Genomic DNA, 12,139 nt, shown 5'->3' with positions numbered 1-12,139 from the left:
CCTGTGCTCGCCATCTGGTTCTTTGACACCATACCCACGAGTAGGTGACCGTTCGCTATGGAGGTGGGCCACATATGTTCCTGCGGATCGACCACATTGGGATCGCGTGCCGGGACCTCGAAGAGAAGATTCGTCTCTTTTCTGACACGTTCGACCTGACAGTAGTTGCCCGAGAGGTCAACGAGGAGCAGGGTGTCAAGGAGGCCATGTTGCACATCTCCGACGGCGAAGGCGGGGGCTCCTACATTCAGCTCCTGGAGCCTCTCTCCGAGGATTCCCCTGTGGGAAAATTCCTCGCCAAGCGTGGCGAGGGCGTCCATCACGTGGCATTCGGCGTACGAGATGTGGCGGACGCCATGGGTAAGATCAGCGAGAGAGGAGTGAGGCTCCTGGACGAGCGTCCCAGGCACGGGTCGATGGACTCACGGATCGCGTTCCTGCATCCCAAAGACGTGGGAGGAGTGCTGACCGAGTTGGTCCAGGCGGCCGGACGCTAGAAAGCCACAAAACACGCATATGTAACTAGTCACGCAGAAAGTTGGACGGGGCTTCGCAGGCGGCACTAGCGGAGTACGCTTGTCCTTCCACCGGACATGGAGCCTGCCGCGAGGCACAGGCTCCTGGATCGGATGCCCCGAACCCCCCGTCCGGCCCGTGTAGCCGTCTCGACAACCCAGGATCGAGCCTCCATGCAGTCCGACATCGACGCCCAGCTCAACAACTTTTTCGAGGACGCCCCAGCACGCGAGTTCGACGTGGTGCTCCGTGGTTACGACCGGCATCAGGTCCATGATCACTTGAAGCAGGTCGACGGAGAGCTCCGCCAGGCGCGTGAGCAGGTTGCCGGCCTGCAGCGCGATCTGTCCGACTCCCAGCGCCAGCTGCAGGAGCAGGAGCGCCCCACCTACTCCGGTCTCGGCGCCCGCATCGAGCAGCTGCTCCGCCTGGCCGAAGAGCAGGCCACCGAGCTCGTGCAGGCCGCCAGGTCCGAGGCCAACGAGATCAAGGCCGCCGCCAAGGTCGAGGCCGCCGACCTGCGAGCCGCCGCCGAGGCCGAGGCCGCCGAGAAGCGCGCCCAGGCCACGCGTGAGACCGACGAGATGCGCACTTCCGCCGAGCGGGATGCCGAGGAGATCCGCTCGACGGCCCGCCGCGAGGCCGACGAGCTGACCAACACCACCGAGCGCGAGGCCGCCAAGCTGCGGGCCACGGCCGACCACGAGGTGGCGGAGAAGCGGGCCGACGCCGAGCGGGAGATCGCCAAGCTCCGCACCACCACCGAGCGCGAGGTCGCCCAGCTGCGGGCCTCGACCAAGCGCGAGCGCGACGAGGTGCTGACCACCGCCAAGCGGCAGGCCGACGAGATGCGCGCGCAGGCTCAGCGGGTGCTGGAGGAGTCGGAGGCCAAGCGGGCCCAGGACGAAGCCGAGTTCGAGATCCAGCTCGCCGCCCGCCGCGAGGACGCCGAGCGCCAGGAGGCCGAGCGCCACGCCTCCGCCCAGGCCGCCACGCAGAAGCTGGTCGCCGAGGCCGAGCAGCGCGCCGCCACGGCCGAGTCGAGGGCCACGAAGGCGACCCAGCAGGCCGACCAGACCCGCCGTGAGGCCGACCTGCACGCCAAGCAGCTCGTCGCCAACGCCCGCAAGAACGCCGAGACCATCGTGGCCGACGCCAAGTCGAGCGCCGAGACGATCGTCACCGAGGCGAAGAACGAAGCCGAGCGCACCCGCACGGCGATGCAGCGCCAGGTCGACGAGCTGACCCGCCAGCGTGACAGCATCACCAGTCACCTGGCCCAGCTGCGCCAGCTGCTCGGCGGCGCCGCTCTGCCTGGCCAGGAGCAGCCGGAGCCCGCGGTCGCGGCCGCCCCGGCCCAGCCGGCGATCGCCGCGCCCGTGGTCGAGGCCGCTCCCGCGGAGCCGGTGCCGGCGCCCGCCGCCAAGGCCCAGGCCAAGGCGGAGGACGACGCGGAGTGGTGGCAGGAATAGCCGAAGTTCGCACGGGGGCTGAGTGACGGCTGAGAGAGCCTGGCGACCTGATCGTCGCTAGGCTCTCTCTTTGTTGCCGGGCTGGCATGCCACCGCGCGGGCTCGGCACGGCACGTCGACGATCCCCCATGGAGTTCCCATGTCCACAGATGCCGAGCCCGCCAAGGCCGAGCCCGCCGCCGGGCTCGTAGCCGCGCCCGAGGAACGGCCTGAGGGCGGCGGGCTGGAGGCCGCGCCCGGGAAGCGGCCAGAGGGTGGCGGGCTCGAGGCCGCGGCCGAACAACGATCTGAGGGCGGCGGGCTCGAGGCCGCGGCCGGGGAGCGGGCCGCGGGTGGGCTCGGCGAGGCGGGCGCCCAGCCGTACGGGCTGCCCGGCAAGCCGCTGGCCCGGGGGCCGTTCCTGTTCGGGCTGGTCGGCGGGCTGGGGGTGCTGACGGCGATCGCGATCGCCCAGATGGTCGTCAACTCGCTGAGCACGATCATTCTGGTCGTGGTGGCGATGTTCCTGGCCGTCGGGCTCAACCCGGCCGTGGAGGCGCTGCAGCGCTGGGGGCTGGTCAGGCGCGCGGCGATCTCAATCGTCTTCACCGGGGTGATCGTGGCGTTCGTGCTGTTCGGTCTGGCCGTGGTGCCTCCAGTGAGCAAGCAGCTGTCGGAGTTCATCGAGGCGGTGCCGGGCTACATCACGGAGCTGAGCACCCATCCGACGCTGCGCCAGCTCGACGCCGACTATCAGATCCTGCCGCAGCTGCGCACCTTCGTGACGAGCACGCTGGGGCCGTCGCTGGCCACCGGGATCATGGGTGCGGGCCTGGTGGTGCTGAACGGCGTGTTCACCACGGTGACGCTGCTGGTGCTCATGCTCTATTTCCTCGGATCACTGCACACCATCAAGGACTACCTGCTCAAGCTGGTGCCCGCCTCGCGCAGGGAGCGCACGCGCGCGATCAGCGAGGAGATCCTCACCGGCATCGGCGGTTACGTGGCGGGCAACGTGCTGATCTCGGTCATCGCGGGCGTGGTGGCCTGGATCTTCCTGTCGATCGCGGATGTGCGGTACGCGCTCGCGCTCGCTCTGGTCGTGGCCTTGCTGGACCTGGTTCCGCTGGTGGGCGCCACGATCGGCGCGGTGTTCGTGAGCGCTGTCGCGCTGCTGCAGTCGGTGCCCGCGGGGATCGCCTGCGCGATCTTCTTCGTGCTCTACCAGCAGGTCGAGAACTACTTCATCTATCCGAAGGTGATGAAACGCTCGGTGGACGTGACACCGGCCGTGACCGTGATCGCCGCTTTGTTCGGGGGCGCGCTGCTCGGCATCGTCGGCGCGCTGCTGGCCATCCCGGTCGCGGCGGCCATCTCGCTGATCATCCGCGAGGTCGTGCTGCCCCGCCAGGCCCGGGCCTGAGCCCCGGGCTCAGGCCCCGCAGAAACCCCGTGGAGCGCGGCCTGAGCGGACTTCAGCGCGCCCCGCCGAGCTCTGCCCTGAGGAACTCGGTCACCGCGGCGTTGAACGCCTCAGGCTGCTCGACCGCACTCAGATGGCCGGCCTTCGGGATGGTCTCCAGCCTCCCTTCGGGCACGGTGCGTGCCATCTCCTCGGCGTCGGCGGGCGGTGACAGCTCGTCCTCCTCCCCCACCACGACGAGCAGCGGCACCTTCAGCGCCCTGAGCGTCTCGAACGAGCCAGGCCGTGCGGCCATCGCCCGCTGCGCCCAGGCGACGGCGCCCGGCGGAGCCGACTGCACCAGCCCTTTGACCCGCCCGAACACCATGGCCCGCCGCTCCTTGGTGGTCGGCCCGATGAGCGCCGGAAGCACCTCGCTGACCAGCACCTCGCTGCCTTCTGACAACACGGCCCTGGCGATGCGCTCCCTGTTGTCCTTGGCCGCGGGCGGGTCCTCGCCCGCCTTGGTGTCGGCCAGGATCACGCCGAGCACCCGGTCGGGGTGCCGGCGGCAGAGAGCCATGGTCACGTAGCCGCCCATGGACAACCCGCCGACCACCGCCCTGTCGATGCCCTCATCGTCGAGCAGCCTGGCGACGTCGTCGGCCATCAGGTCGAGTGACGGCTCGTCGTCGCCCAGCCGCGAACCGCCGAAGCCCCGCAGGTCAGGTGTGATGACCCGGCAGACTGTGGCCAGCCCTTCCCGCTGCGCCAGCCACATGGCCGACGACAGGGGGAACGCGTGGAGCAGCACAACCGGGATCCCGGTCCCGGCCGATCTCTTATAGAGCTGCACGGGCCCCACCGTAACCCGGTTCACGGCGACAATCACTCAATGTCGTAGGACGATATCCCCGTTGACCGCGACCGCTTTCCCCCCAATAACCCCAGAAACCCTCATATATCCATATATCCGGCATAGCGAGAACGCCCTACCCCGCGACGGCGGTGGCTCCCCCGTCGACGAACAGAACCTGCCCCGTCACGTACGCCGACGCCGCGCTCGCCAGGAACACGGCCGGCTGCGCCATCTCCTCCGCCGTCCCCCAGCGCCGCATGGGCACGCCGGACACCGTGGCGGCGTTGGCGGCCTCGTCCTCCCAGAGGTTGCGGTTGAGGTCCGTCGCGGTCCACCCCGGGCACAGGGCGTTGACCCGTACCCCGGCCGACGCCCACTCCACGGCCAGCGTCTTCGTCAGCGCCACCAGCCCGGCCTTGGCCGCCGCGTACGGGGCCAGGAGGGGCGCGCCGAGCGCCGCCATCGACGCCACGTTGACGACCGCGCCGCCACCCCGTTCCAGCAGGTGCGACGCGGCGGCGTGGCACACGGCCATGGCGGAGTCGAGGTTGAGCCGCATGATCTTGTCCCAGCCGCGCAGCCGCAGGTCCTTGAACTCGACCATGAAGTTGGAGCCGCCGGCGTTGTTCACGATGACGTCGAGATGGCCGAGGCCCTCGATCGCCGCGGCGACGGCCGCCGCGGCGGCGTCGCGGTCGGTGAGGTCGGCCGGGACGACGAGCGCGCGCCTGCCCAGCGCCTCGATCTCCTTGCCGGTCTCGGCCAGCAGGCCGGCCGAGCGCGACACGAGCGCCACGTCGGCCCCGGCCTCGGCGTACGCGAGCGCGATGGCCCGGCCGATCCCCTTGGACGCCCCGGTGACCAGGGCCTGCTTCCCGCTGAGATCGAACGCGCCCACGCCGCCTCCTGCGTCTGAGAAACCGAACAGGATTCTATGGATTCCGCGCGGCAAAGGCGAGGACCCCAGTGGATGGTGGAGCGTCCGACTCCGTACTCGGTGGCCAGGCGGGCCGGGAAGACCTCGCCCTCGGCATAGGGCTATCGGCTTCGGCACCGGCCGAGATCCGGGGCGGGAGCGTGCCGGTGGGTCCCGGCACCGGCTGCGCGAGGTTATGGTTCTCGGGGCTGCGTGACGGGCTGGTTTGCGACCGCAGAGGCCGCGCAGGAAGCGAGGTCCTCGCGTAGCCGGCGCTGCCGCTCCCGCGACAACGGCGCGAAGATCCGCCGTTCGACGGCGCGCACGGCGACACTGGCCTCGCGCAGCGTCGATTGCCCGGCTCGGGTGAGCTCGGTGGGCAGGGCACGCCCATGAGCGGCGTGAGCAGGCCGGGTGAGCAGGCCCCGCTCTTGCAGCCGGCGAAGGACGACGTTCATCGACTGGCGTGTGACGAAGGCGTGGCGGGCGAGGTCGGAGTTGGACAGTCCCGGATGCTGGCCGAGCAGTTCGAGGCAGGCGTATTGGGCAACGGTGAGACCCAGGGGACGCAGCACTTCGTCCATCGCGGCATGCAGTGACGCTTGCACCTGCTTGAGGACGTAGCCCACCGACTGGTCAAGGTCGCCGACGACCTCTTCTTGCGTCATGTCAGTAGTATGACATAGCGCGCATGTCAGAAGCCCTGACATGCACTGACGGAGCAGCCGGTGCGAGGGCGCCCATGAAGCGGGGGCGGCCCTCGCACCGGATCGCGGGGTCAGAAGCCGCCGAAGAGGATGTCCAGGGCGTCTCCCAGGCCGCCCTTGTCGATCCAGCGGGTGAAGCGGCCGCCGGCCTCGGCGACGGTGCCGGCCCGTGTGTTCTCCGGCTCTATCCGCTCCGGCTTGAACAGCTGCTTCTCACCCTGGCCGCTGCCGCTGCCCCGGCCCAGGTTCGACGGCGGCCGGCCCTGGGGGTACATCCGGCCGTTGCCGTAGACGGTGTAGGACTGGGTCGGCTGCCTCGTGCCGTCGTTGCGCCAGATGTGGCTCGGCCGTGGCTGGGCCGGCTGCCGGTTCACCTTCGGCGGCGACTGCCGCTGCGTCGACCTGTGGCTGGTCGGCCGGCTCGCCGGACGCGACCGCGCCCGCTGGATGCCGCGCGGCACCCTGCCGGCCCGCCTGTTCCGCGCCCTGGCCGCCGCCGCGGCGCGCCTCCTGGCCGCCGCCTCGCGAGCCTCCTTCCTCGCCTTCCTCCGTGCCGCCGCCGCGGCCCTGCGCCGCGCCGCCGCCTCCCGCGCCTTTCTGGCCTTGGCCGCCGCTCGTTTCCTTGCCGCGGCCAGCGCCCGCTTCCGCGCCGCGGCGGCCGCTCTCTTCCTGGCCGCCGCGGCGGCCTTCTTCCTGGCCAGCGCCGCGGCACGGCGCCGGGCCGCCGCGATCGCCGCGCGTCTGGCCGCGGCTGCCCGCCTGGCCGCGGCCAGCGCCGCCCGCCTGGCGGCCGCCTGGGCCGCCCTCCTGGCCGCCCACCGGATCGCGAGACGGGCCGCGATGCCGGCCGCGAACCAGAACAGCTGGCCATCGGGGTCGCTCATGGTGACGGGGCTGTTGTTGGCGTAGGCGTAGGCGTTGAGCTGCTGCGGGTCGAGATCGTCGATGACCGGGTCGACCGACAGGAAGCGGCCGTTGCGCGCGTCGTACTCGCGGGCTCCGAGGTGGATGAGCCCGGTCGTCGGATCCTTGGTGCCGCCGACGAAGGCGCGCTGGCCCGGCCACCATGGCGGTGGCGAGCCCCGGTCCTCGCCGAACGGCGTCTGCCTGCGGATCGCCAGCTCACCGTTGCGGGCGTTCACCGCCGCCTGCGCGGTGCCCTGATGGTCGTTGGCCAGGAAGTGGACCTGGTCGTCCGGCGTGCGCACCGCGATGGGCTGGTCGTTGATGGTGTAGTAGCGGGTCTGCTCGACGGCGTCCTTGGCGAAGTCGAAGCGCAGCTCCATGTCGTCGACGTAGAGCGTGGCGTCGGCCGGCGTCCTGCGGATCAGCCGCTCGCCGTCCGCGTCGTAGACGAAGGACGTCGTCTTGCCCGCCTCCGTCACCGACTCCAGGTTGCCCTCGGCGCCCCAGACGAGGGTCTGGTCGGAGGCGCCGACCCTGCGCCTGGTGGTGTTGCCGGTCGCGTCGTACTCGAAGAGGTCCGATCCGGCGCTCAGCAGCGCGTGCGGCCGCTGCTCGCCCGGCTTCGGGTAGGTGGAGGCGCGCACGGTCTCGGGCGCGCCGCCCCAGGCGTGCTTGGTCTCCTTGATCCGGTTGCCCGTGACGTCGTAGGCGTAGCTGACCGCGTACGGGGCCACGCCGCCGATCGTACCGGACTGCGGGGAGCCGGAGGCGCAGTCGTCGGTGGCCGTCCACGCCGACGTCATGCGGCGCAGGTGGTCGTGGGTGAAGCACTGCGTGTCCTGGCCGCCCGCCCGCTCGGCGATCTTGGTGATGTTCCCGACGGCGTCGTAGGAGTAGCGGAGGTCGAGATCGGTGCCGGCGGCGCCCTCCCTGTCCAGCCGCATGCTCGTCAGCCTGCGGGTGGACTCGTCGTGGGTGTAGGTGAGCCAGGTCTTCTTGCTCCCCGAGCCCAGCTCGTACTGCAGGGTCTCGCCCAGCTTGGAGTAGCGCGTCGTGTTCACGTACGTCGACAGGCCGGCGAGCCTGACCGGCTGGCCGAGCTCGTCGTAGCCGTAGACGACCGACTCCTCCGCCAGGCCGCCCGCGGCCGGGAAGCTGATCGACTGCACCTGGTCGTCGAGCGTGTAGCGGGTGTTGAGCACGTACGCGCCGGCCAGCTTGCCCTCGCGCTCGGGGATGGTGACCGTCTGGCGCAGCGTGCGGTAGTCGGCGTCGATGGCGTTGATCTCCGCCTTGTACGCCTGCCCGCCCACATAGCGGATGGTGGCGTTCATATGGCCCTTGGCCAGGCCGTCGTACTTCCACTCGGCCAGCAGCGGGCCGGTCGCCGAGCCGTCGCGCAGCTCCTTCTTGCGGCCCAGCTCGTCGTAGACGTACCAGAGCGTCTTGCCGCGGGCGTCGGTGGTGCTGACGACCTCGTCGGCGTCGTTGTACGTCATCGTGGTGACGCCCTTGTCGGGGTCCTCGGTCTTGATCTCCCGTCCGCGCATGTCGTAGTGGTGGCGCCACACGTTGCCCGCGGGGTCGGTCACCGTGGCGAGCCGGCCCGCGTGGTCGTAGGTGTACCTGGTGGACTCGTAGTCGCCCGCCGGGGTCGCGCCCTTGTACTGGCGCAGCTCGATCAGGCGGTCCTCGGCGTCGCCGATGCGGGTGGTCGCCGTGCCGCCCGGTGGCGGCGTCACGTGGATCCTGTCGCCCTCCTGCTCGGCGCTGACCCGGTGCTTCTCCACGCCCTTCGCCTTGAGCACCTGGGCGGTCACGTCGCCCGAGCCGTCGAAGGACGACACGATCTGCGTCGGCACGTCGGCGTCCGCCACCGCCAGCAGCTCGGTGGAGGGCGTCCCGGTGGCGAAGTAGCCGGTGTTCGACTTGTACTGCTCGCCGAGCGAGTTGTGGAAGGTGTCGGTTATCGTACGCCCCTCACGCAGCGCGGGGTCGCCCGCCTGGTCGTCGCGGGGCGCGGGCTCCTGCGTCTGCCGCTCCCGTAGCAGGCCGTCGTACAGCTCGTGGCTGGTGGTGTAGCCGCCGTCGGCGCGCAGCGTCTTCGTGGTGACGACGCTGGGGCCGTCGTCGCGCATCAGGTACGAGTACTCCGTGCTGGGCGACTGCCCGGCCGCCTTGCTGCGGTCGGGCTGCCAGACCTTGACCAGGCGGCCGAGCGCGTCGTGCTCCATGTCGACGCGGCGGTTGTTGGCGTCGATCTCCGCGACAGGCTCGCCCCACGCCGGTTCGAGCAGGGTGCGCTCGACGTGGCCGAGCTGGTTGGTCTGCCTGACCTCGGTCGCGGGGGCGCCCGCGGCCGGGACGTAGGTGGTGACGGATCTGGTGCCGGCCGCGTCGGTCTCGCTGGTCTCGCGGCCGTAGGCGTCGTAGGTGTGGACGCGGTCGATGATCGTCGCGCCGTTCCCGGACACGAGCTGCTGGACCTGGGTCACGTCGCCCTTGCTCGGGGCCTGGCCGAAGGCCTGGCCGTCGTACTGCACCCGCTCATCGGAGATCACCTCTCCGGCGGAGAGCGTGGACACGGCGGTGCCGCAGCTCGCCGCGACCTTCTGGATCCTGCTGGTGTAGTCGAGCATCCAGGCCGAGTCGTTGCGGGCGTAGGTGTAGCGGGTGCACTGGTCGTCGCCCGCGGCGGCCAGATCGCCCTTCTCCTCCACCTGCGTGAGCAGACCCCTGGCGTCGTACGCGCGCTCCTCGCCGGTCCGCCGCCACTTGCCGCCGCCCAGGGCGGTACGGGTGACCATGGACTTCGGCTCGACCACGTACGCGGCCTTGGTGATGCCGTCCTGCGTGGACTCCGCGGTCTTGAGCGACCACGGCTCCTCGACGGTCGAGGTCAGGATGGGCCCGCCGGCGCCGTCGTACAGGATCTCCTCCCGCTCGAACCCGGCCAGCTGGTCGAGGTCGTCGAGCTTGACGCCCTCGGTGTCCTCGACCTGCGCGCTGCGCTTGGAGCCGTCGGACTGCCGGTCACCGTGCAGCCCGCGGAAGTAGCGGAACTCCGTGAGCGTGCGCTCGGTGTCCTGGCCGTCGCCCTGGCGGACGCGCACCCGGCCGAACCCCCGGTAGTCCGCCCACGTGCGGTGCTCGGGCTTGACGAGGATGTTGTCGGCGTAGCGCCAGCCGGCGCCGCCCAGGTACTCGTAGTCGGTGACCACGCTCGGCGAGCCCGCGACGCGGTCCACCTCGACCGTCTGCGTCACCACGTACTTGTGGAACCAGTCGGTGACCTGGCCCTCGTCCGGCGGGGCCCAGCGCTGCGGGTAGCAGCGCCTGTCGTTCTTGTCGGCGGCGGGCAGCTTGCCGGGCTCGCACTCGGCGGCCGAGTAGTGGACGCGCAGCTCGCCGCCGGACTCGTTGCCGACCGCCTGCACACGCCACTTGACCAGCGGGGCGCGGCCCTCGTCGGAGTCGACGCGGTTGGGCAGCTGAACGCCGGTGAACGTGGTCTTGGGCAGCGTGATCGTGCCGCCCACGTGGCCCGTCTGCTGGATCGAGGCCAGCCACAACGACGGGCTCATGCCGTCGCCGGTGGCGGGGAACCCGTGGTCCAGCATCCAGGAGTCCACCGCGGAGTACTGTCCTGAGCCATTGAGGATCTGCGTGGTGACCTTGGCCAGCCGCTTGCGGCTGAAGAACGTCGGCGCCAGCCGGTCGGTACACTTCTGCCCCGAGCCGCAGATCTGGTCGAACGGCACGTCCGGCCAGTGTTTGGCGGTGTCCTTCTTGAGCTGGTCGGGGGCGCAGGTGACCGTGCCGCTGGGCAGGCAGCGCTCGGCCACGTCGAAGACCACGCGGGCGGCGGGCGCCCTGGTGAACAGCTCGCCCTTCAGGTAGCCGTAGTCGATGCGGGTCAGGTAGGCGCCGCGCACGTACTGGGTGCCCTGCTCGGGCTTCATGTGGCGGCCGTAGTAGTTGGTCTCCTGGGCGTACCAGTACGTGGTGGCGTTGCCGTGGGGGTCCACCGCGGAGTCCAGGTTCCACCGGTAAGCCTGCCGGCACCAGGCGTTGGCCGGGGTGCTGGAGTAGCAGGGCTCGCCGCTGTTGTTGCCGAACACCGGCACAGTCTGCACCGACCTGGTCTCCGGCTTGCCGGACGCCCAGCCGGGCAGGCGGTTCAGCCCGAACGTGTACTGCGTGCCGTCGGCGGTGGTGACGCGCCAGTGCTCTCCGTCGTTGTCGCCGTTGGTGGCGCCCTTGAGCTGCTCGATCCTGGTGCCGTCGTCGCGCTTGGGCCGCCACTGCTTGGTCGTGGCGTCCTTGACCAGCTCCATGGAGGAGTTGCCGAGCGACAGGGTGGCGTTGTCCTGGTCCCAGCACAGGTCGCCGGTCTTCTTGCCGTCGACCATGCAGGACGTGTAACGGCGCTCGACGTAGCCGCCGGGGTTCAGTTCGAAACCCTCACCGGCCCAGGACGGCTGGTTGTTGGTGGAGGCGGTGCGGCCGTCCACGCTCTGGGAGGAGTAGACGAGCGACACGTCCGGCTCCTCGCCGCCCAGCGCCGGAGGCGTGCGCAGATCGTACGTCCAGCTGAAGTCGCCGGACTGGGTGCCGACGCTCCAGTTGGCCGAGGGGGCCAGGCCGGTGGCGGAGTGGTCGCCGGACTGGCCGGAGGCGGCGGCGGTCACGGCGTACAGGCCGGTCGTCGCCACCTCGGCGGTCAGCGTGCCCGCCTCGGTGTCGTTCACGCTCTTGACCGGCTGCGGCTGGGCGCAGCCGGTGGCCTTGGCGTCGAGGGCGCACTCCTCCAGTTTGACGACACGGAGCCGGGCACCGTAGTCGCCGCCGTACGCGTAGCGGAAGCCGGAGTAGTCGATCTCGAGGCGGGTGCCGGCCGCGGCCGTCTTCGCCGCGGCTCCCTCACCAGGGGAGACGCGCAGTGCGAGGCCCAGCCGGCCGGTGGCCTCGGCGTCGAGGAGCTCGACCTTCACCGGGGCCGCCGCGGTCACGCCTTTCCGCGCGGCCAGCCGTACCGGGAATCCGGCCGCCTGGGTCTTCGCGCCCGCGCCTCCGAGCTCGGCCGTCTGCGGCTTGGGCCAGGAGACGCCCGGCGGCGCCTGCCACGCCTGTTTCCGCACCGGGTCGGCCATCGGCGGGACCACCGGGACCTTCTCCCCCTTGACCGGCGTCTCCCTCTGCACGGACGGGGCCTGGCGGGGCGCGGCGTGGGCGGGCATGGCGTACGCCATGGGCATGACGAGCACGATCGAGAGGACTGTGGCCAGCCGGCGTGGCCAGCGGGACTCCGGTTTGGGCTCGACGAGCCTGTTCCATGAGGGGTCTGGGATGTCTGGGTTGCCCGGTTCCCGGGGGTGCTGA

General features: G+C 70.8%; 7 protein-coding genes. 3 read left to right on the top strand and 4 right to left on the bottom strand.

Annotation, left to right across the window (positions count from 1 at the left end; genetic code table 11):
- Positions 1-74 precede the first annotated feature (74 nt).
- From mce to E1294_RS18640, 3 genes are all read left to right on the top strand, one after another.
- A complete protein-coding gene (gene mce / locus E1294_RS18650) occupies positions 75-497 on the top strand; it encodes a methylmalonyl-CoA epimerase (protein WP_132509781.1) in 423 nt (140 codons plus the stop codon).
- 192 nt (positions 498-689) lie between these two features.
- Positions 690-1,988: a DivIVA domain-containing protein gene (locus tag E1294_RS18645; RefSeq protein ID WP_132509780.1), complete on the top strand. Its 1,299-nt coding sequence runs from the start codon at positions 690-692 to the stop codon at positions 1,986-1,988.
- A 139-nt stretch (positions 1,989-2,127) separates the two neighbouring features.
- Positions 2,128-3,390, top strand: coding sequence for an AI-2E family transporter (locus E1294_RS18640; protein ID WP_246083098.1), 1,263 nt, complete (start codon positions 2,128-2,130; stop codon positions 3,388-3,390).
- 52 nt (positions 3,391-3,442) lie between these two features.
- Here the strand turns inward: E1294_RS18640 and E1294_RS18635 are convergent, their stop codons facing one another.
- From E1294_RS18635 to E1294_RS57230, 4 genes are all read right to left on the bottom strand, one after another.
- Positions 3,443-4,225, bottom strand: coding sequence for an alpha/beta fold hydrolase (locus tag E1294_RS18635; protein ID WP_132509779.1), 783 nt, complete (start codon positions 4,223-4,225; stop codon positions 3,443-3,445).
- A gap of 136 nt (positions 4,226-4,361) precedes the next feature.
- Positions 4,362-5,126 carry an SDR family NAD(P)-dependent oxidoreductase gene (locus E1294_RS18630; RefSeq protein ID WP_132509778.1) on the bottom strand — a complete coding sequence of 255 codons (765 nt, stop codon included), beginning with the start codon at positions 5,124-5,126 and terminating at the stop codon, positions 4,362-4,364.
- A 212-nt stretch (positions 5,127-5,338) separates the two neighbouring features.
- A complete protein-coding gene (locus E1294_RS18625; RefSeq protein WP_132509777.1) occupies positions 5,339-5,812 on the bottom strand; it encodes a MarR family winged helix-turn-helix transcriptional regulator in 474 nt (157 codons plus the stop codon).
- Positions 5,813-5,922: 110 nt separating this feature from the next.
- The gene (locus E1294_RS57230; protein ID WP_165977356.1) at positions 5,923-12,015 is read right to left on the bottom strand and encodes an RHS repeat-associated core domain-containing protein; all 6,093 of its coding nucleotides are present in this window, start codon (positions 12,013-12,015) and stop codon (positions 5,923-5,925) included.
- Positions 12,016-12,139 lie beyond the last annotated feature (124 nt).

The sequence above is a fragment of the Nonomuraea diastatica genome (assembly GCF_004349015.1).
GTDB lineage: Bacteria > Actinomycetota > Actinomycetes > Streptosporangiales > Streptosporangiaceae > Nonomuraea > Nonomuraea diastatica.
This window is presented reverse-complemented; position numbering and strand designations above follow the sequence as displayed.

What these genes read in the sequence shown, in the direction of transcription:
- mce (WP_132509781.1), top strand. Translation starts at nt 75, where the DNA reads ATGTTCCTGCGGATCGACCACATTGGGATCGCGTGCCGGGACCTCGAA.
- E1294_RS18645 (WP_132509780.1), top strand. Translation starts at nt 690, where the DNA reads ATGCAGTCCGACATCGACGCCCAGCTCAACAACTTTTTCGAGGACGCC.
- E1294_RS18640 (WP_246083098.1), top strand. Translation starts at nt 2,128, where the DNA reads ATGTCCACAGATGCCGAGCCCGCCAAGGCCGAGCCCGCCGCCGGGCTC.
- E1294_RS18625 (WP_132509777.1), bottom strand. Translation starts at nt 5,812, where the DNA reads ATGACGCAAGAAGAGGTCGTCGGCGACCTTGACCAGTCGGTGGGCTAC.
- E1294_RS57230 (WP_165977356.1), bottom strand. Translation starts at nt 12,015, where the DNA reads ATGCCCATGGCGTACGCCATGCCCGCCCACGCCGCGCCCCGCCAGGCC.